Annotated in this window: 22 protein-coding genes; 17 read left to right on the top strand and 5 right to left on the bottom strand. The window is 66.8% G+C overall.

Annotation, left to right across the window (positions count from 1 at the left end; genetic code table 11):
* Window positions 1-20: 20 nt before the first annotated feature.
* Together ARC20_RS06040 and ARC20_RS18215 are read left to right on the top strand one after the other, a co-directional pair.
* On the top strand, window positions 21-1,316 hold the full coding sequence (locus tag ARC20_RS06040; RefSeq protein ID WP_057645830.1) for an MFS transporter: 1,296 nt from the start codon (window positions 21-23) through the stop codon (window positions 1,314-1,316).
* A 116-nt stretch (window positions 1,317-1,432) separates the two neighbouring features.
* Window positions 1,433-1,792, top strand: coding sequence for a hypothetical protein (locus tag ARC20_RS18215; RefSeq protein WP_152983949.1), 360 nt, complete (start codon window positions 1,433-1,435; stop codon window positions 1,790-1,792).
* 5 nt (window positions 1,793-1,797) lie between these two features.
* On the opposite strand, the gene ARC20_RS18210 is transcribed toward ARC20_RS18215, so the two are convergent.
* Complete coding sequence (locus ARC20_RS18210; protein ID WP_146165871.1) at window positions 1,798-1,986, bottom strand: hypothetical protein; 189 nt, start codon at window positions 1,984-1,986, stop codon at window positions 1,798-1,800.
* A 326-nt stretch (window positions 1,987-2,312) separates the two neighbouring features.
* Here ARC20_RS18210 and ARC20_RS06030 point away from each other — a divergent pair, with 326 nt between their 5' ends.
* From ARC20_RS06030 to ARC20_RS06010, 5 genes are all read left to right on the top strand, one after another.
* Entirely contained in the window at window positions 2,313-2,789 is a 477-nt protein-coding gene (locus ARC20_RS06030) for a hypothetical protein (protein ID WP_057645825.1), read from the top strand.
* 75 nt (window positions 2,790-2,864) lie between these two features.
* On the top strand, window positions 2,865-3,182 hold the full coding sequence (locus ARC20_RS06025) for a hypothetical protein (RefSeq protein ID WP_057645822.1): 318 nt from the start codon (window positions 2,865-2,867) through the stop codon (window positions 3,180-3,182).
* A gap of 76 nt (window positions 3,183-3,258) precedes the next feature.
* Window positions 3,259-3,579, top strand: coding sequence for a hypothetical protein (locus ARC20_RS18205; protein WP_146165870.1), 321 nt, complete (start codon window positions 3,259-3,261; stop codon window positions 3,577-3,579).
* A 121-nt stretch (window positions 3,580-3,700) separates the two neighbouring features.
* A complete protein-coding gene (locus ARC20_RS06015; protein WP_057645818.1) occupies window positions 3,701-4,093 on the top strand; it encodes a YciI family protein in 393 nt (130 codons plus the stop codon).
* On the top strand, window positions 4,090-4,404 hold the full coding sequence (locus ARC20_RS06010) for a hypothetical protein (protein WP_057645816.1): 315 nt from the start codon (window positions 4,090-4,092) through the stop codon (window positions 4,402-4,404). The genes ARC20_RS06015 and ARC20_RS06010 overlap by 4 nt, the downstream gene beginning before the upstream one ends.
* A 33-nt stretch (window positions 4,405-4,437) precedes the next feature.
* Here the strand turns inward: ARC20_RS06010 and ARC20_RS06005 are convergent, their stop codons facing one another.
* Window positions 4,438-4,899, bottom strand: coding sequence for a bacteriohemerythrin (locus ARC20_RS06005; protein WP_057645815.1), 462 nt, complete (start codon window positions 4,897-4,899; stop codon window positions 4,438-4,440).
* A 112-nt stretch (window positions 4,900-5,011) separates the two neighbouring features.
* Window positions 5,012-6,334 (bottom strand): diguanylate cyclase, encoded by a 1,323-nt coding sequence (locus ARC20_RS06000; protein WP_057645813.1) that lies wholly within the window; start codon window positions 6,332-6,334, stop codon window positions 5,012-5,014.
* A 192-nt stretch (window positions 6,335-6,526) separates the two neighbouring features.
* Here ARC20_RS06000 and ARC20_RS05995 point away from each other — a divergent pair, with 192 nt between their 5' ends.
* Window positions 6,527-8,029 carry a glucoamylase family protein gene (locus ARC20_RS05995; RefSeq protein ID WP_057645811.1) on the top strand — a complete coding sequence of 501 codons (1,503 nt, stop codon included), beginning with the start codon at window positions 6,527-6,529 and terminating at the stop codon, window positions 8,027-8,029.
* A gap of 32 nt (window positions 8,030-8,061) precedes the next feature.
* On the opposite strand, the gene ARC20_RS05990 is transcribed toward ARC20_RS05995, so the two are convergent.
* Both ARC20_RS05990 and ARC20_RS05985 read right to left on the bottom strand, forming a co-directional pair.
* Window positions 8,062-9,351 carry an NAD(P)/FAD-dependent oxidoreductase gene (locus ARC20_RS05990; RefSeq protein ID WP_057645810.1) on the bottom strand — a complete coding sequence of 430 codons (1,290 nt, stop codon included), beginning with the start codon at window positions 9,349-9,351 and terminating at the stop codon, window positions 8,062-8,064.
* Window positions 9,351-10,727, bottom strand: a complete 1,377-nt coding sequence (locus ARC20_RS05985; RefSeq protein ID WP_057645808.1) for a glutamine synthetase family protein — start codon at window positions 10,725-10,727, stop codon at window positions 9,351-9,353. Before ARC20_RS05985 ends, ARC20_RS05990 begins: the two co-directional genes overlap by 1 nt.
* A 190-nt stretch (window positions 10,728-10,917) precedes the next feature.
* Between ARC20_RS05985 and ARC20_RS05980 the strand changes: the two genes are divergently transcribed.
* From ARC20_RS05980 to ARC20_RS05940, 9 genes are all read left to right on the top strand, one after another.
* On the top strand, window positions 10,918-11,682 hold the full coding sequence (locus ARC20_RS05980; protein WP_057645806.1) for a gamma-glutamyl-gamma-aminobutyrate hydrolase family protein: 765 nt from the start codon (window positions 10,918-10,920) through the stop codon (window positions 11,680-11,682).
* Window positions 11,679-13,064, top strand: coding sequence for a glutamine synthetase family protein (locus tag ARC20_RS05975; protein ID WP_057645804.1), 1,386 nt, complete (start codon window positions 11,679-11,681; stop codon window positions 13,062-13,064). Before ARC20_RS05980 ends, ARC20_RS05975 begins: the two co-directional genes overlap by 4 nt.
* A 23-nt stretch (window positions 13,065-13,087) precedes the next feature.
* A complete protein-coding gene (locus ARC20_RS05970) occupies window positions 13,088-14,455 on the top strand; it encodes an aspartate aminotransferase family protein (protein ID WP_057645802.1) in 1,368 nt (455 codons plus the stop codon).
* 78 nt (window positions 14,456-14,533) lie between these two features.
* Window positions 14,534-15,673, top strand: coding sequence for a polyamine ABC transporter substrate-binding protein (locus ARC20_RS05965; protein ID WP_057645800.1), 1,140 nt, complete (start codon window positions 14,534-14,536; stop codon window positions 15,671-15,673).
* A gap of 164 nt (window positions 15,674-15,837) precedes the next feature.
* Entirely contained in the window at window positions 15,838-16,986 is a 1,149-nt protein-coding gene (locus tag ARC20_RS05960; protein WP_081418056.1) for an extracellular solute-binding protein, read from the top strand.
* A gap of 136 nt (window positions 16,987-17,122) precedes the next feature.
* Complete coding sequence (locus tag ARC20_RS05955) at window positions 17,123-18,262, top strand: ABC transporter ATP-binding protein (RefSeq protein ID WP_057645798.1); 1,140 nt, start codon at window positions 17,123-17,125, stop codon at window positions 18,260-18,262.
* A complete protein-coding gene (locus tag ARC20_RS05950; RefSeq protein WP_057645796.1) occupies window positions 18,259-19,170 on the top strand; it encodes an ABC transporter permease subunit in 912 nt (303 codons plus the stop codon). The genes ARC20_RS05955 and ARC20_RS05950 overlap by 4 nt, the downstream gene beginning before the upstream one ends.
* A complete protein-coding gene (locus tag ARC20_RS05945) occupies window positions 19,167-20,012 on the top strand; it encodes an ABC transporter permease subunit (RefSeq protein WP_057645794.1) in 846 nt (281 codons plus the stop codon). The genes ARC20_RS05950 and ARC20_RS05945 overlap by 4 nt, the downstream gene beginning before the upstream one ends.
* A gap of 152 nt (window positions 20,013-20,164) precedes the next feature.
* Window positions 20,165-21,532: an NAD-dependent succinate-semialdehyde dehydrogenase gene (locus ARC20_RS05940; RefSeq protein ID WP_057645793.1), complete on the top strand. Its 1,368-nt coding sequence runs from the start codon at window positions 20,165-20,167 to the stop codon at window positions 21,530-21,532.
* Window positions 21,533-21,905: the final 373 nt, after the last annotated feature.

Here is a 21,905-nt window from a genome sequence, read left to right as displayed (position 1 = left end):
CGTTCCGTATCGAATCATCCATGAGCGTTGCTGCCGTTTCCGCCCCGCCCGCCAATTCCACGCGGCGGGTACTGCTGGCCAGCCTGGTCGGCACCACGATCGAGTTCTTCGATTTCTACATCTACGCCACCGCCGCGGTGTTGGTGTTCCCGACCTTGTTCTTCCCGGCCGGCGATGCCAGTGCCGCGCGGCTGCAATCGCTGGCGACCTTCGCCGTGGCCTTCATCGCGCGCCCGGTGGGCTCGGCGGTGTTCGGCCACTTCGGCGACCGCATCGGCCGCAAGGCCACGCTGGTGGCCGCGCTGCTGACGATGGGCATTTCCACGGTGACCATCGGCCTGCTGCCGGGCTATGCGCAGATCGGCGTATGGGCGCCCGCGTTGCTGGCGCTGTGCCGCTTCGGCCAGGGCTTGGGCCTGGGCGGGGAATGGGGTGGGGCGGTGCTGCTGGCGACGGAGAACGCGCCGCCGGGCAAGCGCGCCTGGTACGGCATGTTCCCGCAGTTCGGCGCGCCGCTGGGTTTCCTGCTCTCCACCTCGACCTTCCTGCTGCTGGGCGGCGTGCTCAGCGATGCGCAGTTCATCGCCTGGGGCTGGCGCATTCCTTTCATTGCCAGCGCATTGCTCGTGCTGGTCGGCCTGTGGGTGCGGCTGAGCATCACCGAGACGCCGGATTTCCAGCGCGCCATCGACCGCGCCGAGCGCGTGCGCCTGCCGCTGCGCACGGTGTTCTCGCGGCACGCCGCCGAAGTGGTCCTGGGCACGCTGGCGACGTTTGCCACCTTCGCGCTGTTCTACCTGATGACGGTGTGGGCGCTGGGCCACGGCACGGCGAAGCTGGGGTATCCGAAGGAAGAATTCCTGCTGCTGCAGATGGCCGGCATCGTGTTCTTCGCGCTGGGCATCCCGGTGTCGGCACGCTGGGGAGATCGCGGCGGCACCGCGCCGGCGATGATTATCGCGAGTGCCTGCATCATCGCCTTCGGGCTGTGCTTCGCGCCGCTGTTCGTGGCGGGCGACGCGTTGCGCGTCCTCGTGTTCCTGGCGGTGGGGTTCTTCTTCATGGGCCTGACCTACGGGCCGTGCGGGACGCTGCTGTCCCAGCTGTACCCGGTGCAGGTGCGGTATACGGGGGCATCGCTGTCGTTCAACCTGGCCGGGATCCTGGGGGCGGCGCCGGCGCCTTATATTGCGACTACGCTGGCGGAGCGGTATGGGTTGGCGGCGGTGGGGGCTTATTTGGCGGTGGCGGCTGCGATCAGTCTGGGCGCGTTGGTGGTTTCGCGGAGGTATTTGAGCGCGGGTGGGAAGGCTTAGCCCTGCATCGGCGTTGCGAGATCGGTGGTTGGCCAAGCCGTAGGCATATCGTTTTGCATTGGAAAAGTCGCGCAATCCGGAGCATGGGAACCCGGCGAATACAAGGTGGATTGCCTATGGATATATACGTGTCCCGTGGAAGTGTAGCGGCAGGCGATGACGTCAATGCTCCAAATTCGGAGTTGCTGTCCGTTCCGGATGGGGCCGATTTGCGGGAGATTGTTCGAAGCATTGCCCGGTCCGGTTACTTGCCGAAGATCGCGGGTGGCCAAGCAGCTTGGTCCGTCATGTCCAGTGTGCCCGTGGCCATTGTTGCTCAGCAGTGGGCGGAGCCCAGAATGCTCGGCCGTTCGAGCTTCGATGGGCTTGACCACAAAGGAGATTTGCTTCGCCTCCACTTCAACTACCACGCTCAGATTGATCCGGAGATCGTCTGCAAGATCTTGTGGGGATTTCGGGCAAGCGCAACCGAATAGCTCATTCAAGTTGAAGCCGCGTCGCGGTTCGGATCAGCTAGCGCTTTGGGCCGCATGAAAAAGGTCGTCGCAATCTCAAGCCTGATCCTGACAGCCGCAATCTTGGTCTTGGTCTTGGCTTGCTCGATCCAGGCCAGTCGCCGCAACGAGCAATTGGCAGCGATTGAAGTTGGCGACCCTGCGGTATCGGTCATAGATCGGCTTGGGCAGCCACGTGTTCGCGAGCGCGCAGGGGAGCCTTACCTGCTTTACGCTACAGATGGGTGCGTTACGCCCTGCGTTACCCGCCTATGGTGGGAGTTTCCGCTGTTCCCCGGTGTTGAGGCTTGGTTGGTGGGGCTAGACGAATCTGATCGTGTCATAAGCACCACGCATTGGGTTTCGCCATAGTGCGGGCCTGACGGCTTACAGGGCAGGCGTTTTGCGACATCCTCCGCGCGGATAGCCAAGTTGTTGGGCATTCTCTGTCCCATAAGACGGGGTCGCATCGAGGGATGCCACTTTAGGTGCAGGTCGGGTGATGATCGATACCGTGGGCTGGGAAATGATGATGGGGAGCGGAAGCATCGCGATGCATGAAGGCAGGTTTGCGGGTCTGGACGTGGCCTGGATGGCGGTCGATGCTTCCGGGCAGCTGGCTGTTTTCACCACGGGAGGCGAGGGGCCGCTTCCAGCTACTGCATTCGCGTCCGTCGATTTGGTGGGGCCGGCTATCGAGTCCCTGCCAGAATCATGTGGATACCACCTCGTGGCGGATGTTTCGCGTCCAGACGATTTTGTCGCTTTCGCGAAGCGCGGATTCTTCGCCTATGACTGGCCAGATGTGCATCGATCCGCATTTGGTGCGTTGAGGTGCTACGAGTTGCAAGCCCGACCGTTGCGTCCAGCGACGCTTATGGATCTTCCCGCTGAGATGCGGCTGGCCGCCGCCGCTACCGAATTGTCAGGCGTCATGTTTGGCGATGCTTTGATAAAAGGCGACGCAGTGATTGGTTAAGGCATGGCCAAAGCGTCGCGGAGACACTTCTCTGGTCGGTGCCGGAGCTAGTGACAGGATGCTGGGCAAACGATAATGTTCGATCTCGACCTGAGGCGGACATCGTTTGCAATGTGGTCCTGCGGAAAAGAAGCGACGCTGTTGCGCACCCTGAAGAAGCTCGCTTTTTACAACGACAAGGGCATCGCCTATGCGCGTCATACGCCAGTCCAAGTCGAGGCCGAACGGACCATCCGGTTGACTCGGATAAAGGAGCCTGTTGCCGAGATCGGGGCCGATGAGCTTCCGGCCACCTTTCTCCGAGCTGTTGCGTCAGGCGACGTAGCTCGCGATTTCACGGGTAAGTATATCGACCTCATTGCGGCGCATCTTGACGGACGAGATGCACGCTAATAGACGCATTCATGGCTCTGCTAGGCGTCCGATTCTGGCCGAAATCGGACGCTCTTTTGGCTCATAGGTGGATCGCATGCCAAGCCCTCAATACCTGATTGCTCATGCCTGCTTCCGTTGCCGCAAGAGCTTCAAGGTTGCACCGCGTTCGGATTTCTCTGCCACATGTCCGAACTGCGGCGAGCAACTTCGCTCAATGGGTCGATCATTCAAGGCCCCACCCGCCAAGGACATCGAGCAGTGGGCGAAAGTCGAAGCCCTGTTCGACGCGGGCTTCCGCTTCGATAGCTATCGCAGCGCTGATGGCCCGCCGCTGCCGAGTCGGTTGTCCGAGGTGGAAGATTTCATTCGCGACAATCCATCGCATCCGTTGCGCGTCGCGCCGCCGGCGCGCTAGCCAACGCCCGCTTTTGGCTGACTCCGGTCTTCGCTGCATTTGACCGGTTGGCTTGTAGAGCCACCTGTCGATTATTGACGGCTATCTTCGTCGTCCAGGTATCCCAACTTCAGGATCACCCATGAAATACCTAGGCCTCGCCTACTTCACCCCCGAAAAGATGGCCGCCATGACCCCGGAAGAGGTCAAGGCCCTCGTCAGCCAATGCCCCGCGCTGGACGAAAAGATGCGCGCGACGGGTAGCGTGGTGGTGTCCGCATCGCTTGGCGACCTCGACGGCTGGCGCACGCTGCTGCCCCGAGATGGCAAGACGCAGGTCGTCGACGGCCCCTACACGGAGTCCAAAGAGCTCATCGGCGGCCTTTTCATTATCGAGGCCGAGAGTCGCGAGGAAGCGCTGCGAGTCGCCTCCCTGCATCCGGCCGCGACGCTGGGCGAGGAGAGCGGCTGGGCCGTCGAGCTCATCCCCATAGACTTCTACTTGAGCGGAGTAGGCAAGGAGTGCCAGTCATGACCTCCGCCCTGGGCGAGATCCTCATGTGGTCTTCCTGGCTCTATGCCATGGTCGCGGTGTTTGCCGCCAGGCGGGCCTACCGGATGGCCGAGAAGCAGAATCCGGACTACTTCTCGTCAGGGGGCACCCCACGTAACGATCCGCTCAATCTTTACGAATCCCGCACGACAGTCAGCCTGATCTGGGATAAATCGCTTCAGGCCAAGGGCTTCGATGCCGAGGTCGTCAAGCGGTTTGGCACTGTGCGGGTCATGTATAGAACCATGCCTATTGCACTAATTTTGTTCTTCCTTGGAATCATCCTTCGATGATCCCGGAGCGCGGTGTTCGCCTAGTGATTCAGTTCACCCAAACAACCGCCGCAACGTCCGCGTCAACCACCGTCCTTCCTCATGCTCCCGCGTGAACCGGTTGAGATGCCGCTTCACTGTCTCGGCATAGGCCTGGTCGTCCCCGCGGATATGGTTGAACAACCACCGCGCCAGCATCGCGCGCAGCTCGTCGGCGATATCCTCGCCGGCGGCGAACCGTAGCCGATACTCCATCACCCGCTTGCCGAATACCTCGTGCACGCGCTTGTGCGCCGCGCAGAACGGGTAGCCCGCTTCCTCCATCAACTCCTCCTCGAAGGCGAAGTGCGAGAGCGTGTAGTCCACCAGTTCGTCGATCACCTCGGCCACCGCCATCGGCTCCAGGCTGTGCCGCGCCACGTGCAGGTGGTTGATCATCTCCACGATGCGCTGGTGCTGGTGATCGATCACCTCGATGCCGGAGTTGAGTTCTTCCTGCCAGGTCAGCAGCGCCATCGTCCTTCCCCTTCTTCTGTGAGCGGGGTCAGCATGGCGGTGCGACGAAAGCGTGGCCTTGATCCGGATCAAGGCGTCCCTGCGCGCGCGGGCGCAGGGCGGGCGGCGGTGATTACGCGGCGGCGGCGCCCGACGGCATCGCGTAGCTCAGGCGGTTGCGGCCGGCGGCCTTGGCCAGGTAGAGGTGCTTGTCCGCCTCGCCCAGCAGGTGGTGCAGGGATTCGTCATGGCGACGGGCGGTGCAGAAGCCGATGCTGGCGGTCATGCGCAGCTCCTGCCCGCCGACCGGCACGCGCAGCGCTTCGATGCGCTGGCGCAAGTCCTCGAAATATTCCACCGCGCCGGCCGGGTCCAGGCCCGGCACCAGCAGGCAGAATTCCTCGCCGCCGAAGCGCGCGGCCAGGTCCTGCGGCCGCGCGTGCGCGCCCACGGCATTGGCCACGGCGCGCAGCGCATCGTCGCCGGCCTCGTGGCCCCAGGTGTCGTTGATGTGCTTGAAGTGGTCGATGTCCAGCATCGCCGCGGTCACGCTCTGGCGCTCGGCCAGCAGGCGCGGCAGCGTACGCTGGCTCTGTTCCAGGAAGTGGCGGCGGTTCGGCAGGCCGGTGAGGTAGTCGCGCGTGGCCAGGTCCTGCAGCGTGCCGATCAGTTCGAGCTGGTCGATGTTCTGCGAAACGCGGCAGAAGAATTCCTCGCGCGAGAACGGCTTGCGCAGGAAGTCGTTGGCGCCGTTCTTCAGGAAGCGCGGAATCAGCGAGGCGTCGGTGTTGCCGGAGATGCCGATCACCGCCACCTTGTCGCGGCTGCGCAGCCCGCGCAGGCGGCGGGTGAACTCCACGCCCTCCATGCCGGGCATCTCCTGGTCCACGATGGCCAGGCGGATGCTCGGGTCCTGCTCGATCGCCTGCAGGCCGGCGGCGCCGTCGGCCGCGGCGACCACGCGGTAGCCGTACATCTGCAGCAGGCTGGCGGCATAGGTGCGCGCGGAGAGCGAATCGTCCACTACCAGCGCCGAGATGCGGCGGTTGCGCTCCAGGCGCTGCACCAGCCAGGCCAGGTAATCGATGCTGCCCGGCGCGTTCTTCACCACGTAGTCGATGATCTGCTGCTGCAGCACGCGGCGGCGCAGGTCCTCGTCGTAGACGCCGCTCACCACCACGGTGGGCAGGTTGCGGGAAGTGAAGAACTCCACCACCTGGTCGCGGTCGCCATCGACCAGCACCAGGCCGGTCAGCGCCAGGAACCAGCCCTGCTCCTCGTCCAGCACGCGCGCCGCCTCGGCCAGGGTGGAGACCACCGTGACCGGCAGCTCCACGCGCTGCTCGATGGCCTCGCGCAGCAGCGTGGTGAAGGTGCGCGAGTTTTCCACCAGCAGGATCCGCTGGGGGAGGGAACTACCGTCGTCGTAGGGGCGGACGTTGGCGGTGGCAGACATGGATCCGGGAGGCGCACGGAGGGAGTCGCCAGAGGTAGCGGCGGGTACCGGAAAAACTTGAGCCACTTCACGAAATCGATCCTGCCGGGGGCCGCGCGGGCGGTAGATACGTCGCATGGCCGGGCGTACGGGGCCCGTGGTGTCGTGGGCCCCCGCGCCGCTGGCGTACCCGTTTCGACCCTGGAGTTCCGCATGACCCCCATCCGTTCCACCGCGCGCCGCCTGCTGGCGCCGGGCCTGCTGGCCCTGTCCGTGGCCGGCCTCGCCGCTACCCTGGCGTCCAGCCCGCGTGCCCCCGTTCCCGAAGACCGCCGCCGCGCCACGCCCGCCGTGCTGCCGGACCCGGCCTGGCGCCGGCGCCAGGGCGCCGTCCGGCCCGTGCTGAGCCCCGCGCAGCGCCAGGCCCAGCGGGAGCGCCAGGAAGTGCGCGCCCATGCCGAGCGCATGTGGAGCGCGATCGAGCTGTTCGATACCGGCAGGGCGCTGCCCTCCGACAAGCTCTGTTTCGAGGACGACGGCAGCGTCTCGCGCACGGACTACACCTTCATCGCCAACATCGGCGCCTACGTGTGGAGCGTGCTGGGCGCGCGCGATTTGGGGTTGATCAGCGAGGCTGCGGCGCGGCAGAAGCTGCTGCCGCTGCTCGATGCCATCGCCACCCTGCAGGACCAGGCCGCGGCCGCCGGCGCGCCGGGCGGCATGCTGGCCTGGGCGGCCAAGGTGGACGGCCCGCGCATCGACGGGGGCACCATCTCCTCCGTGGACAACGCCTGGCTGGCCGCCGGCCTGGCACTGATCGCCGAATCCACGCCGGCCCTGAAGCCGCGCGCCGAGGCGCTGCTGGCGAAGATGAATTTCGCCACGCTGCTCAATGCGGACAAGGGCCAGTTCTACAACAACTACGACCTGGACGATCGCGCCTTCTCCAACGGCACCTACGACCTGCTGACCGAGGCGCGCTTCATCTCCTACCTCGCCATCGGCGAAGGGCACGTGCCGGCCTCGCAGTATTTCCGCGTCGAGCGCTGGCCGTGGTGGCGCGGGCAGGACAACGCCGCGCAGTTCCGCACCTACGAGGGCGTGCGCGTCTACGAGCACACCGTCACCTACGGCAACTACCGGGTGATGCCGACCTGGGGCGGCAGCATGTTCGAAAGCTTCCTGCCGGCGATCCTGATCCCGGAGACCCAATGGGCACCGGAGGCCTGGGGCCGCTCGCACCCGCAGATGGCCGCAGCCCAGGTGCGCTATGGCCTGGACAACTACGGCTACTGGGGCTTCTCGCCCGCGATGATTCCGGCCACGCGCGGCTACACCGAGTACGGCGCGCCGCCGTTGGGCATCGGGGGCTATTCGGCGCTGGGCGAGAACGAAGCCGCGCGCGGCGGCGCGGTGGTGACGCCGCACGCGGTCTTCCTGCCGATCGAACTGCAGCCCACCGCCGCGCTGGCGAACCTGCGCAAGCTGCGCGCGAATTTCCCGAAGCTCCACGACGACCGGTACGGTTTCCGCGACAGCGTGGACGTCGGCACCGGCGCGGTGAGCCAGTGCATGTTGCTGCTCGACCAGGCCATGGCGTTCGGCGCGATGACCAACTACCTCACCGATGGCGGCCTGCGGCGTTATCTCGGCGGGCGCTACGCCGCGCGGCTGCGCCCGGCGATGTCGCAGGAAGTGTTCTGGTATCCGCAATAACGGTGCAGGAGGCCGCCGTCACCGCGGCGGCCTCACCACAGCGCATCACGCAGCCGGTACCAGCTCATCGCCGCCACCAGCATCGGCGTGCGCAGCATCCGCCCGCCGGGGAACGGCCGGTGCTGGATCCGCGCGAACGCATCCAGCCGGTGCGATTGCCCGCTGATCGCCTCGGCGATCAGCTGCCCGGCCAGGCCGCTCGCCGCCACGCCATGCCCGGAGAAGCCCTGCGCGTAATACACGTTGTCATCCAGCCGGCCCCAGTCCGGCGCGCGGTTGCGGGTGATGTCCACGTACCCGCCCCACAGGTAATCGAAGCCGACGCCACGCAGCTGCGGGAACACCCGCTCCATGCGCCGCTGCATCAGCCCGCGCAGGCCCGGCGGCGGCAGCGAGGAATAGCTCGCGCGTCCGCCGAACAGCAGGCGGTGGTCGTGGCTGAGGCGGAAATAGTCCAGCGCCCAGTTCGCATCGGAGACGGCCATGCCGTTGCCGATCAGCGTTTGCGCAAGTTCGGCGCCGAGCACCGGCGTGGCGCCGATGTAGGTGCCCACCGGCATGATCCGCGCTTCCAGCGCCGGCGCCACGCCATGCAGCCACGCATTGCCGGCCACCACCACGAAGTCGGCATGCACTTCGCCTTGCGGCGCATGCAGCACGGGCCGGGCGCCCTTCACCAGCCGCCGCACCGGCGAGTATTCGTGGATCACCACGCCGGCGGCCATGGCCGCCTCGGCCAGGCCCAGCGCATAGGCGAGGGGATGCAGGTGGCCGCTGGCGGCGTCGTACACGGCGCCGAGGTACAGGTCGCTGCCGAGGTGCGCGCGCAGCTGCTCGCGGCTCCACCATTGCAGCGGGTAGTCGTAGCGCTGCGCCATCTCGACGATGTCCGTGCGCAGCGCACGCGCCTGGCGGGCTTTCAGCGGGACATGCGCGTAGCCGTCGCGCCAGTGGCAATCGATGCGATGGCGCTCGATGCGCGCGCGCAGTTGGGCCATGCCTTCGCGTGAGAGGTCGAACAGCACGCGTGCTTCGGCCTCGCCCAGCAGCCCTTCCAGCGTGGACTGCTCGCAGCCATAGCCAACGATCGCCTGCCCCCCATTGCGCCCGGAGGCGCCCCAGCCGACACGCTCGGCCTCCAGCACGATCACCCGATGCCCGGCCTCGGCCAGCGCCAGCGCGGCGGTGAGCCCGGTGTAGCCAGCGCCGAGCACCGCCACGTCGCACTGCTGCACGCCGCGCAACGTCGGCTGCGCGGGCAGGGGCGTCGCGCTGGCGGCATACCAGCTGGGGGGATAGCCGCGGGCGCCGTCGGGGGCCATCACACGGTCCGCAGGTACCAGGCGTAGTCCAGGTCGGGGACCTGGGTGTGGAAGTCGAGCATCTCGCGGCGCTTCTGCTGGCCGTAGATGTGGCGGAAGCGCTCGCCAAAGTGGCGGGCGATGAAGTCGTCCTGCAGGAACGCCTCTATGGCGCCGCGCCACGAGGGGGTGGCCGCTTCGATCTGGGCGTAAGCGTTGCCGGTGGTGGCCGGGCCCGGCGCCTGTTGCGCGAGCAGGCCGTCCAGAAGGCCGGCCAGTACCGCGGCGGTGACCAGGTACGGGTTGGCATCCGCGCCGGCGATGCGGTGTTCGATGCGCGTATTGCGCGCGTCGCTGTGCGGGATGCGCAGCGCCACCGTGCGGTTGTTGAAGCCCCAGCTGTCGTTGAGCGGCACGAAGGCATTGGGCACGAAGCGGCGGTAGCTGTTGGCGTGCGGGGCGAACAGCAGCAGCGAGGAGGCCGCGGCTTGCTGCAGGCCGGCCACCCCATGCAGCAGCGCGTCGGCGGGGGCCTCGGGCGTGCCGTCGAACAGGTTGCGGCCCTGCGCATCGAGCACGCTCACATGCAGGTGCAAGCCGCTGCCGGCCTGTTCGGCGAACGGCTTGGCCATGAAGCTGGCGAGCTTGCCCTGCTGCTGGGCGATGGCCTTGATGGTGCGCTTGAGCAGGATCGCGTCGTCGCAGGCCGCCATCGCGTCGGCGCGATGCAGCAGGTTGATCTCGAACTGGCCCGGCGCGTATTCGGCCACGGCGGTGTCGGCGGGAATGCCCTGCGCGCGACACGCGGCGGCCACGGCATCGATGAATTCGCGGTGCTCGTCCAGCTCCTGCAGGTAGTAGACCTGCGTGCTGTCGCTGCGCAGGCCGCTGTGCGGGTCGCGCGGGGTTTGCGGGCGACCGCGCGCATCGGGCGCGGCGTCGAACAGGTAGAACTCCAGCTCCACCGCCACCACCGGCGTCCAGCCGCGCGCGGTGAAGCCCTTCAGCACGCGGTCGAGCACCGCGCGCGGAGCCACCTCGAACACGCCGCCGGCGCCATCCTCCATCGACAGCAGCAGCTGCGCGCTGGGCCGCGTCGCCCACGGCACCGGTCGCAGCGAACCGGGCACGGGCCGGCAGATGCGGTCCTCGTCGCCGATGTCGTAGCCCAGGCCGGTTTCCTCCACCGTGTTGCCGGTGATGTCGGTGGCGATCAGCGACATCGGCAGGCACACGCCGTTGAGGTAGACCTTCTCCAGCGCCTCGCGGGTGATGCGCTTGCCGCGCAGCAGGCCGTTGGTGTCGCACAGCAGCAGGTCGACCTGCTCGCAGCCGTCGATCAGGGCGAGCGCGCGGGCATCCTGGGCGGGCAACGGCGAAGCGGGATCGTCGGCCATGGGCGGTGCCATCGGGGGTCGGGTCGAGCTTAGCAGAGGGGAACGGGCGTCAAGAATACTCAACGCATGGCGGCACGCCAGGCGGGCAGGGGGCCGGTTTGCGGGGCGGCCGCGCGCGGCGGGCCTGCGCGTTGTTGTAAAAATAAAACGCCCGGGGTAAGTTGCCGGCAAGCCAGAACGAGCAACTCGCATGGCCCTCCCTCCGCTGGTCGGCCTGCCTTCCGACCGCAAGATCATCGGCCCGCATCCCTTCCTTGCCGTCGGCGAGAAGTACGTGCGCGCCGTGGTCGAAGGGGCGGACGCGACCCCCGTCCTGCTGCCTTCCCTGCAACCGGCGGTGCCGGCCGAAGGCTGGCTGGACCGCCTCGACGGCCTGCTGCTCACCGGCGCGGTCAGCAATATCGAACCCCATCATTACGCCGGCGGCCCGAGCTGGGAAGGCAACCCGCACGACCCGGCGCGCGACGCCAACACCCTGCCGCTGATTCCCGCCGCGCTCGCGCGTGGCGTGCCGGTGCTGGCGATCTGCCGCGGGTTGCAGGAGGTCAACGTCGCCCTCGGCGGCAGCCTGCATGCCAAGGTGCACGAGGTGGCCGGCCTGGCCGACCACCGCGAGGACGTCGAAGCCGCGCTGGAAGTGCAGTACGGCCCGGCGCACGCGCTGCAACTGGCGGCCGGTGGCTGGCTGGCGGGCATCGCCGGCGGTGAATCGGTGCGCGTGAATTCGCTGCACGGGCAGGGTATCGAACGGCTGGCCGAAGGCATGATCGTCGAAGCCGTTTCGCCCGATGGCCTGATCGAAGCCTTCCGCGGCCCCGGCCCGGGCTTCCTGCTCGCCGTGCAATGGCACCCGGAATGGCGGGTGCGCGACAACCCCTTCTATCTCGGCATCTTCCGTGCCTTCGGCGACGCCTGTCGCCGCTACGCCACCCAACGGTCCCTCTCCCCGCCATGACCACCGTCCGCTCCCGCTCGCGCAAGAACGTTCCCGAACAGGCCGAAAGCTCGCTGCGGCGCTGGCTCAAGGAGCGCCACATCACCGAGGTCGAATGCCTGGTGCCGGACATCACCGGCAATGCGCGCGGCAAGATCATTCCGGCCGACAAGTTTTCGCACGATTACGGCACGCGCCTGCCCGAAGGCATCTTCGCCACCACCGTCACCGGCGACTACCCCGACGACTATTACGAGCTGACCTCGCCTTCGGATTCGGACATGCAGCTGCGCCCGGACCCGGACACCGTGCGCATGGTGCCGTGGGCGGCCGACCCGACCGCGCAGGTCATCCACGATTGCTATACCCGCGACGGCCAGCCGCACGAGCTGGCTCCGCGCAACGTGCTGCGCCGCGTGCTCGCCGGCTACGCGGAAGCCGGCTTGCAGCCGGTGGTCGCGCCGGAGCTGGAATTCTTCCTGGTGCAGAAGAACACCGACCCGGATTTCCCGTTGCTGCCGCCGGCCGGCCGTTCGGGACGCGCGGAAACCGCGCGGCAGTCGTACTCCATCGACGCGGTCAACGAGTTCGACCCCATCCTCGACCTGATGTACGACTACTGCGATGCGATGGAGCTGGACGTGGATACGCTGATCCACGAATCCGGCGCCGCGCAGCTGGAGGTCAACTTCACCCATGCCGACGCGCTCTCGCGCGCCGACCAGGTGTTCCTGTTCAAGCGCACCATGCGCGAGGCGGCGATGCGCCACGGCGTCTACGCCACCTTCCTGGCCAAGCCGATGGAGACCGAGCCGGGCAGTGCGATGCACATCCACCAGAGCCTGCTCGATGCCAAGGGCCGCAATGTCTTCAGCGGCAAGCTGCACGACGGCCTGAGCCAGACCTTCCTGCATTACCTCGGTGGCCTGCAGAAATACGTGCCGATGGCGATGGCGTTCTTCGCGCCGAACGTGAATTCCTACCGGCGCCTGGTGTTCGGCGAGGTCTCGCCGAGCAACGTGCTGTGGGGCTTCGACAATCGCACCTGCGGGCTGCGCGTGCCGATCGACACGCCGGAGAACATGCGCGTGGAGAGCCGCTTCGCCGGTTCCGACGCCAACCCGTACCTGGCCATGGCCGCCACGCTGGCCTGCGGGCTGCTGGGCATCCGCGAGAAGCTCGAACCCACGCCGGCCTTCGTCGGCAGCGGCAAGGAAGAAGGCTACGACCTGCCGCGCTCGCTCGGCGAGGCGCTGGACGACCTGGAAGGCTGCGAACCACTGCAGGCCATGCTCGGCCCGCGTTTCGTGCGCGCCTACATCTCGGTCAAGCGCAAGGAATACGAGACGTTCTTCCGCGTCATCAGTTCGTGGGAGCGCGAGTTCCTGCTGTTGAACGTCTGACGCCTGCCGCCCGGGACCCCGCCATGGACCACAAGACCCTCGAACACCTGCAGCACCTGGACGCGGCGCACCACCTGCACCCGTTCAACGACAATGCCGCGCTCGCCGCCAAGGGCACGCGCATCCTCACCCGCGGCGAGGGCTGTTACGTGTGGGATGCCGAAGGCCACAAGCTGCTGGATGCCTTCGCCGGGCTGTGGTGCGTGAACATCGGCTACGGCCGCGCCGAACTGGGCGATGCGGCGGCCACGCAGATGCGCACGCTGGCGTACTACAACAGCTTCTTCCAGTGCACGACCGAGCCGACGATCCGCCTGGCCGCGGAGATCGCCGAACTCACGCCGGGCGATCTCAACCATGCCTTCTTCACCAATTCCGGCTCGGAAGCCAACGACACCATCCTGCGCCTGGTGCGCCACTTCTGGGCGGTGCAGGACCAGCCGCGGAAGAACATCTTCATCGGCCGCCATGACGGCTACCACGGCACCACCATGGCCGGGGCCAGCCTCGGCGGCATGAAGGGCATGCACAAGCAGGGCGGCCTGCCGATTCCCGACATCCACCACATCGACCCGCCGTATCCGTTCGGCGATGCCGGTGACATGGACCCGGAGGAATACGGCCTGCTGGCCGCGCGGCGGCTGGAGGACAAGATCCTCGAACTGGGCCCGGAGCGCGTGGCCGCGTTCATCGGCGAGCCGATCATGGGCGCCATCGGCGTGTACATCCCGCCGCGCAGCTACTGGCCGGAGATCGAGCGTATCTGCCGCAAGTACGACGTGCTGCTGGTGGCCGACGAAGTGATCTGCGGCTTCGGCCGCACCGGCGAGTGGTTCGGCTCGCAGTATTTCGGTTTCCAGCCCGACGTGATGACCATCGCCAAGGGCATCACCTCCGGTTACATCCCGCTGGGCGCGGCGATCTTCAACGACCGCGTCGCCGGCGTGCTGGCCGCGCAGGGCGGGGAGCTGGCGCATGGCTGCACCTATTCGGGGCACCCGGTGTGCGCGGCGGTGGCGCTGGAGAACCTGCGCATCCTGCGCGACGAGCGCGTGGTCGAGCACGCCCGCGTGGATATCGCCCCCTACCTGGCCACGCGCTGGGCCGAGCTGGGCGAACACCGGCTGGTCGGCGAGGCGCGCATCGCCGGGCTGATGGGGGCGCTGGAGCTGGTGCCGGACAAGCGCCGCCGCGGCGAGTATTTCCCCGGTCGCGGCAAGGTCGGCGCGCTGTGCCGCGACATCGCGCTGCGCCACGGGTTGATCCTGCGCGCCACCTACGACGCCATGCTGCTCTCGCCGCCGCTGGTCATCACCCGGCTGCAGGTGGACGAACTGTTCGACAAGGCCTGGAAGGCGCTGGACGAGTGCGCGCAGGCGCTGGGCAAATAGGCCGGCGCTGGGTACGCTGGGCGGGTTCGCCCTGACGTCCCCCACCGCCATCCTCCCGTGGCTCCCTGGAGACCTTCGATGAAGCTGCGCATCCTCACCCTGACCCTTGCTTCCACCCTGCTGGCCGCCTGTGGCGGCAAGGGTGAACAGAGCGCCGACGCGGCCAAGACCGGCGATGCCGGCGCGGCGAAGGAGAAGGTGCTCAACGTCTACAACTACTCGGACTACATCGCCGAGGACACCATCCCGAACTTCGAGAAGGCCAGCGGCATCAAGGTCGTCTACGACACCTTCGACAGCGACGAGATGGTGGAGACCAAGTTGCTGGCCGGCAGCAGCGGCTACGACCTCGTGGTGCCGACGCTGAACTTCTTCGGCCGGCAGATCCAGGCCGGCGTGTTCCTGCCGCTGGACAAGAGCAAGATCCCGAACCTGGCCAACCTGGACCCGGAGGTGATGAAGCGCATCGCCCAGCAGGATCCGGACAACAAGTACGGCGTGCCGTACATGATCGGCACCACCGGCATCGGCTACAACGTGGACAAGGTGAAGGCCGCCTTCGGCAGCACCGACATCGCCAACAGCTGGGACCTGGTGTTCAAGCCGGAGAACCTCGCCAAGCTCAAGGACTGCGGCGTCACCATCCTCGATACGCCGTCGGACCTGATCCCGATCGCGCTGAACTACCTCAAGCTTGATCCGCACAGCCAGGATCCGGCGCAGATCCAGCAGGCCGCCGATCTCATCAAGAAGATCCGCCCTTACGTGCAGAACTTCCACTCCAGCCAGTACGTGACCTCGCTGGCCAACGGCAGCACCTGCCTGGCGGTGGGCTGGTCGGGCGACATCATCCAGGCCCGCGACCGCGCCGAGGAAGCCAAGAACGGCGTGAACATCGCCTATTCGATCCCGAAGGAAGGCGCGCCGCAGTGGTTCGACATGCTGGCCATTCCGAAGGATGCGCCGCACCCGGAGAACGCGTACGCGTTCATCAACTACCTGCTGCAGCCGGAAGTGGCGGCGGCCAACACCAACTTCATCCACTACGCCAACCCGGTGCCGAAGGCGACGCCGCTGGTGTCGGAGGACATCCGCAACGACCCGACCATCTACCCGCCGGCCGACGTGGCGGCGAAGATGTTCACCTATTCGATCAACCCGCCGGAAGTGGACAAGCTGTACACGCGGCTGTGGACGGAGATCAAGACCGGCCGCTAAGCGCGCAATGCAGGCATCGCGGCCGTCGGGAGGCGGTCGCGGCCGATGAAGCAATTCTCCGACGCGCCGGCAGAGCGCGCGGACGTCGATAGGGGAGGGCAACACCGGGTGCCGCCTGTGCAGCGCCCGTCACCGCCGCCCGAAGGGCGGCCTCGGAGGCCACGATGAAGCACGCGAGTGGATGGATGCTGGCGTTTGCGGTGGTGGTAATGGGGGTGGGCGGCTGCGGCCGCGACGGCGACAACCGGGGCGGCCACGACGGCAGCGGCAAGCCGGCGGCGGCCGAGGCGAAGGAACTCAACGTCTACAACTGGTCGGACTACATCGCCGCCGGCACCGTGCCCGGTTTCGAGCAGGCGACCGGGGTCAAGGTTGTCTACGACGTGTTCGACAGCAACGAACTGCTGGAGGCCAAGCTGCTGGCCGGTGGCAGTGGCTACGACGTGGTGGTGCCGTCGCTGAGTTTCCTCGGGCGGCAGATCCAGGCGGGCGTGTTCCAGCCGCTGGATAAGTCGAAGATCCCCAACCTCGCCAATCTCGACCCGGCGATGATGGCGCGCATCGCCCAGCAGGATCCGGGGAACAAGTACGCCGTGCCGTATCTGTGGGGCACCACCGGCATCGGCTACAACATCGACAAGATCAAGGCGGCGTTCGGCACCGAGGACGTGGTCAACAGCTGGGACCTGGTGTTCAAGCCGGAGAACCTGGCCAAGCTCAAGGACTGCGGCGTCACGATCCTCGATACGCCTTCGGAGATCATCCCGACGGTGCTGCACTACCTGGGCGAAGACCCGAACAGCACCGACCCGGCGGTGATCCTGCGTGCGGTGAAGGTGCTGCGCGGCATCCGCCCGTACATCCGCAACTTCCACTCCTCGCAGTACATCGATGGCCTGGCCAAGGGCAACGTCTGCCTGGCGGTGGGCTGGTCGGGCGACGTGCTGCAGGCGCGCGACCGCGCGGATGAAGCCGACAACGGCGTACACATCGCCTATTCGATTCCGAAGGAGGGCGCGCTGCAGTTCTTCGACATGCTGGCCATTCCCAAGGACGCCGTGCATCCGGACAACGCCCACGCCTTCATCAACTACCTGTTGCGCCCCGAAGTGGCGGCGGCGAACACCAACTTCGTCAGCTATCCCAACCCGGTGACGACGGCCACGCCGCTGATCGACGCGGCCATTCGCGACAACAAGACGATCTACCCGCCGCCGGAAGTGCAGGCCAGGCTGTTCGGCCTGAAGATCATGCCGCCGGAAGTGGATCGCCTGTACACGCGGCTCTGGACGGAGCTGAAGACGGGCCAATGACGCGCCGAACCGCGCCGGTGTTCGGCGCGGTTCGCCTGCCCGTGACCCCGCCCGCGGCATCTGCGATCATGCCGCCGGGCGCGGGCGCGAGGGAGAGCGTGGCCAGCGCAATGTTGTTCCACTGCAGAGGGATCCGATGGCACCGATCGACGCCAAGCCCGAGCGAGCTCCCGTTCCGCCCCAGGGCGACGAGGGTTATCTCTCCATCCAGGACGTGCGCAAGGAGTTCGACGGCTTCGTCGCCGTCGACGACGTCAACCTGCAGATCCGCAAGGGCGAGATTTTCGCGCTGCTCGGCGGCTCGGGCAGCGGCAAGTCCACGCTGCTGCGCTGCCTGGCCGGTTTCGAGAAGCCCACCAAGGGCCGCATCGTTCTGGACGGGCAGGTGATGAACGAGCTGCCGCCCTACGAGCGGCCGATCAACATGATGTTCCAGTCCTACGCGCTGTTCCCGCACATGACGGTGGAGCAGAACATCGCCTTCGGCCTGAAGCAGGACGGTCTTTCGCGCGATGCGGTGCGCAAGCGCGTGGGCGAGATGCTGGAACTGGTGCAGCTGGGCAAGCTCGGCAAGCGCAAGCCGCACCAGCTGTCCGGCGGCCAGCAGCAGCGCGTGGCGCTGGCGCGTTCGCTGGCCAAGGGGCCCAAGCTGCTCCTGCTCGACGAACCGATGGGCGCGCTGGACAAGAAGCTGCGCTCGCGCATGCAGCTGGAACTGGTCAACATCATCGAGACCTCCGGCGTCACCTGCGTGATGGTGACCCACGACCAGGAAGAGGCCATGACCATAGCCACCCGCATCGCGCTGATGGACCAGGGCTGGATCCAGCAGGTCGGCAAGCCGGACGACATCTACGAACAGCCCGCCAATCGCTTCGCCGCCGAGTTCATCGGCTCGGTGAACCTGATCGACGGCGTCATCGACGAGGACCTGCCCGAGTACGTGACCTTGAAGACCGAGGTACTGCCCGTGCCGATCTACATCGGCCATGGCATCACCGGCTTCGAGGGCCAGCAGGTGTCCTTCGCGGTGCGCCCGGAGAAGCTGCTCATCGGCAAGGAAGAGCCGGCGCACCCGTACAACAAGGCGCGCGGCACCATCGAGGACATCGCCTATTTCGGCAGCCACTCGGTGTACCACGTGCGCCTGCCCAGCGGTTTCAAGCTCATGGCCAACTTCACCAACCAGCAGCGCTGGGCCAGCGAAGGCATGACCTGGGGCGACGAGGTGTGGGTGGGGTGGGGCGAGAACGACGGCGTGGTGCTCACCTCATGAACCTGGCCCCGCTCAAGCGCTGGCTGCCGGGCGCGCGCTGGGGCGTGATCGCGCCGCCGTACCTGTGGCTGATCGTGTTCTTCGCGATCCCGTTCCTGATCGTGCTGAAGATCTCCTTCTCGCGGCTGGCCATCGCCATGCCGCCGTACACGCCGATCCTGGAGTACGTGGACAACGCGTTCCACCTCAAGCTCAACCTCGGCAACTACCTCAACCTGCTGACCGACAGCCAGTACATCGCCGCCTACCTGAGTTCGATCAAGATCGCGGCGATCTCCACCGTGCTGGCGCTGCTGGTCGGCTACCCGATGGCGTACGTGATCGCGCGCATGTCGCCGGCCGCGCGCAACGTGGCGATGATGCTGGTGGTGCTGCCTTCGTGGACCTCGTTCCTGATCCGCGTGTACGCGTGGATCGGCATCCTCGACAGCAACGGCCTGCTCAACCGCGCGCTCATGGGCATCGGGCTCATCGACGAGCCGCTGCGCATCCTCTATACCCCGCTGGCGGCCTATATCGGCATCGTCTACTGCTACCTGCCGTTCATGGTGCTGCCGCTGTATGCCACGCTGGTGAAGCTCGACCGGCGCCTGCTCGAAGCCGCCTACGACCTGGGCGCGCGCCCGTGGAAGGCCTTCCTCACCATCACCTTGCCGATGTCGCGCAGCGGCATCATCGCCGGGTGCATGCTGGTGATGATCCCGGCGGTGGGCGAGTTCGTGATTCCGGAGATGCTCGGCGGCCCGGACACGCTGATGATCGGCCGGGTGCTGTGGGGCGAGTTCTTCAACAACCGCGACTGGCCGGCGGCTTCCGCCGTGGCGATCGTGATGCTGCTCCTGCTGCTGGTGCCGATCCTGATCTTCAACCGCTACCAGCAGCGCGACCTCGAAGGGAGGTTGTCATGATCGGCGATCGCGGCGGCAAGGTGATGGGCTGGTCGGTGCTGGTGTTCGGCTTCGCCTTCCTCTACCTGCCGATCCTGCTGCTGGTCGTCTATTCGTTCAATTCCTCGCGGCTGGCCACGGTCTGGGCGGGCTTCTCGACCAAGTGGTACGGCGAACTGCTGCGCGACCGGCAGATGCTGGATGCGGCGTGGATCAGCCTGCGCGTGGCGTTCTGGACGGCGACCGCCTCGATGGTGATCGGCACGATGGCCGCGCTGGTGATGACGCGCATGCGGCGCTTCCCCGGCAAGACGCTGTTCGGCGCGTTGATCACCGCGCCGCTGGTGATGCCGGAGGTGATCATCGGTTTGTCGATCCTGCTGATGCTGGTGTCGATGGGCGGCATCCTGGGCATCGCGCCGAAGGGCGTGATGGCGATCTGGGTGGCGCATGTCACCTTCACCATCTCGTTCGTGACGGTGGTGGTGTCCTCGCGGCTGCAGGAACTGGACCGCTCGCTGGAAGAGGCGGCGATGGACCTGGGCGCGAACCGGCTGAAGGTGTTCTTCCTGATCACGCTGCCGATCATCGCCCCGGCGCTGGTCTCGGGCTGGCTGCTGGCGTTCACGCTGTCGCTGGACGACGTGGTGATCGCCAGCTTCGTGGCCGGGCCGAGTTCGACTACGTTGCCGATGAAGGTGTTCTCCTCGGTGCGCCTGGGCATCAGCCCGAAGATCAACGCGCTGGCGACGATCATGGTCCTGGCGGTATCGCTGGCGGCGGTGGTGGGCTGGTGGCTCATGGCACGTAGCGAGAAGCGCCGGCAGCGGGACATGCAGCTGGCGCTTCAGGACAACAGCTGAGGCCGTTAGTGCAAGAGGCACGGGGCGGGTGCCAGCGCGGCGCATCGTCGCACCGCCCCGCGCCGCAGCGTTCCACCCCTGCAATGCTCCCCTGACATCGCCACTACCCGTCGCGGACTACCATGGCGGCCTGAATTCCGTGGAGCCTTCCGATGTCCAGCTACGAGACGATCAACCCCCACACCGGCCAGTCCGAACACACGGTGCAGCTGATGGACGCCGCGGCGATCGAGCAGCGCCTGGCGGCGGCTTCCAAGGCATTTCCCACCTGGGCGGCGCGTCCGCTCGACGAGCGCGCTGCGCTGCTGCGCAAGGCGGGCGAAGCCTTGACGCGTCGCCGCGAGGACATCCAGCGCGTGATGACCGCCGAAATGGGCAAGCTGCGCGTGGAGGCATTGGCGGAAATCGACAAGTGCGCGCAGGCCTGCGCGTACTACGCCGACCATGCCGCCGAATACCTGCAGCCGAAGGAGATCCGTACCGAGGCGCAGCGCAGCTACGTGCGCTATGAGCCCATCGGCTGCGTGTTCGCGGTGATGCCGTGGAATTTCCCGATCTGGCAGGTGTTCCGCTTCCTCGCCCCGGGTTTGATGGCTGGCAACGTGGCGTTGCTCAAGCATGCGAGCAACGTGCCGCGTTGCGCGGATGCGATCAAATCGGTGCTGGACGAGGCGGGCTTCCCGGCGGGCGTGTTCGACGTGCTGCATATCGACAACGACCAGGCCGCCGAGGTGTTGCGCGATCCGCGCGTGGTGGCGGTGACGTTGACCGGCAGCGAGCGGGCGGGGCGGTCGATTGCCGGCAATGCGGGCGAGCAGCTGAAGAAGAGCGTGATGGAGCTGGGCGGCAGCGATGCGTTCGTGGTGCTGGATGATGCGGACCTGGACAAGACGGTGGCGGCGGCGGTGAAGTCGCGCTTCGACAACGCGGGGCAGACGTGCATCGCGGCGAAGCGTTTCATCGTGGTGGCGCCGATTGCCGATGCGTTCGTGGAGAAGTTCGTGGCGGCGGCCGGCAAGCGGGTAGCGGGCGATCCGCAGCGCGAGGACGTGACGCTGGCGCCGATGGCGCGGGCGGACCTGCGCGACGAGCTGCACAAGCAGGTGAAGGCGAGCGTGGGGAAGGGCGCGAAGGTGCTGCTGGGTGGCGAGCCGGTGGCGGGGACGAATGCGGCGTATCCGGCGACGATCCTTGATGCGGTGGGGCCGGGGATGCCGGCCTACGACGAGGAGTTGTTCGGGCCGGTGGCGGCGATCCTGCGGGTGTCCGACGAGGCCGAGGCGGTACGGGTGGCGAACGACACGACGTACGGGCTCGGTGGCAGCGTATGGACCGGCGATGCGGCGCGCGGCGAGCGGGTGGCGCAGCAGCTGGAATGCGGGGCGGCTTTCGTCAACGCGATCGTGAAGAGTGATGTGCGGCTGCCGTTCGGCGGGACCAAGCGGTCAGGGTTTGGGCGGGAGTTGGCTGAGCACGGGATTCATGAGTTCACCAACGTCAAGACGGTTTATGTGGCGTAAGAGGGTGGGGGTTTTTTTGTGGGGCGGCCGTTGGCCGCCCTTTTTGTTTGGGCTGCTGTGGTGTTTGTTGGGTGTGTTGGCCTTCGATGTGGGTCGGCTCGCGTTGATCTTGCACGGCCTGCGGGGGCGGGGCCCTTTCGGGACACGCCGTGAACCCATCCATGGGGGGTCGTCGGCGCCATCCATGGCGCCCACGGTCCCGGAAAGGCCCCGCCCCCCCCACCCCCCAGTCCACCGCGGCCGGACTGGACATCCAAGGCACAACCGAAAGCCGTACAACCGGCCACGCTGTGTGCGCGGCTGACAGAACGTGCCTCGGTCGGCGGGGCCGGCCGCGGGGGTTTGTTGGGGTGTGTGTCGTTGAGTTGAGTTT

It is taken from the genome of Stenotrophomonas panacihumi, assembly GCF_001431645.1.
Classification (GTDB): Bacteria; Pseudomonadota; Gammaproteobacteria; order Xanthomonadales; family Xanthomonadaceae; genus Stenotrophomonas_A; species Stenotrophomonas_A panacihumi.
The sequence above is the reverse complement of the archived record's forward strand: the minus strand, read 5'-3'. Positions and strand labels throughout refer to the sequence as shown.

What these genes read in the sequence shown, in the direction of transcription:
- ARC20_RS05970 (WP_057645802.1), top strand. Translation starts at nt 13,088, where the DNA reads ATGGACCACAAGACCCTCGAACACCTGCAGCACCTGGACGCGGCGCAC.
- ARC20_RS05995 (WP_057645811.1), top strand. Translation starts at nt 6,527, where the DNA reads ATGACCCCCATCCGTTCCACCGCGCGCCGCCTGCTGGCGCCGGGCCTG.
- ARC20_RS05975 (WP_057645804.1), top strand. Translation starts at nt 11,679, where the DNA reads ATGACCACCGTCCGCTCCCGCTCGCGCAAGAACGTTCCCGAACAGGCC.
- ARC20_RS05990 (WP_057645810.1), bottom strand. Translation starts at nt 9,351, where the DNA reads ATGGCCCCCGACGGCGCCCGCGGCTATCCCCCCAGCTGGTATGCCGCC.
- ARC20_RS18215 (WP_152983949.1), top strand. Translation starts at nt 1,433, where the DNA reads ATGGATATATACGTGTCCCGTGGAAGTGTAGCGGCAGGCGATGACGTC.
- ARC20_RS06010 (WP_057645816.1), top strand. Translation starts at nt 4,090, where the DNA reads ATGACCTCCGCCCTGGGCGAGATCCTCATGTGGTCTTCCTGGCTCTAT.
- ARC20_RS06025 (WP_057645822.1), top strand. Translation starts at nt 2,865, where the DNA reads ATGTTCGATCTCGACCTGAGGCGGACATCGTTTGCAATGTGGTCCTGC.
- ARC20_RS18205 (WP_146165870.1), top strand. Translation starts at nt 3,259, where the DNA reads ATGCCAAGCCCTCAATACCTGATTGCTCATGCCTGCTTCCGTTGCCGC.
- ARC20_RS05955 (WP_057645798.1), top strand. Translation starts at nt 17,123, where the DNA reads ATGGCACCGATCGACGCCAAGCCCGAGCGAGCTCCCGTTCCGCCCCAG.
- ARC20_RS06030 (WP_057645825.1), top strand. Translation starts at nt 2,313, where the DNA reads ATGATCGATACCGTGGGCTGGGAAATGATGATGGGGAGCGGAAGCATC.
- ARC20_RS05965 (WP_057645800.1), top strand. Translation starts at nt 14,534, where the DNA reads ATGAAGCTGCGCATCCTCACCCTGACCCTTGCTTCCACCCTGCTGGCC.
- ARC20_RS05980 (WP_057645806.1), top strand. Translation starts at nt 10,918, where the DNA reads ATGGCCCTCCCTCCGCTGGTCGGCCTGCCTTCCGACCGCAAGATCATC.
- ARC20_RS05960 (WP_081418056.1), top strand. Translation starts at nt 15,838, where the DNA reads ATGAAGCACGCGAGTGGATGGATGCTGGCGTTTGCGGTGGTGGTAATG.
- ARC20_RS06040 (WP_057645830.1), top strand. Translation starts at nt 21, where the DNA reads ATGAGCGTTGCTGCCGTTTCCGCCCCGCCCGCCAATTCCACGCGGCGG.
- ARC20_RS06000 (WP_057645813.1), bottom strand. Translation starts at nt 6,334, where the DNA reads ATGTCTGCCACCGCCAACGTCCGCCCCTACGACGACGGTAGTTCCCTC.
- ARC20_RS05945 (WP_057645794.1), top strand. Translation starts at nt 19,167, where the DNA reads ATGATCGGCGATCGCGGCGGCAAGGTGATGGGCTGGTCGGTGCTGGTG.
- ARC20_RS05940 (WP_057645793.1), top strand. Translation starts at nt 20,165, where the DNA reads ATGTCCAGCTACGAGACGATCAACCCCCACACCGGCCAGTCCGAACAC.
- ARC20_RS06015 (WP_057645818.1), top strand. Translation starts at nt 3,701, where the DNA reads ATGAAATACCTAGGCCTCGCCTACTTCACCCCCGAAAAGATGGCCGCC.
- ARC20_RS18210 (WP_146165871.1), bottom strand. Translation starts at nt 1,986, where the DNA reads ATGACCGATACCGCAGGGTCGCCAACTTCAATCGCTGCCAATTGCTCG.
- ARC20_RS05985 (WP_057645808.1), bottom strand. Translation starts at nt 10,727, where the DNA reads ATGGCCGACGATCCCGCTTCGCCGTTGCCCGCCCAGGATGCCCGCGCG.
- ARC20_RS05950 (WP_057645796.1), top strand. Translation starts at nt 18,259, where the DNA reads ATGAACCTGGCCCCGCTCAAGCGCTGGCTGCCGGGCGCGCGCTGGGGC.
- ARC20_RS06005 (WP_057645815.1), bottom strand. Translation starts at nt 4,899, where the DNA reads ATGGCGCTGCTGACCTGGCAGGAAGAACTCAACTCCGGCATCGAGGTG.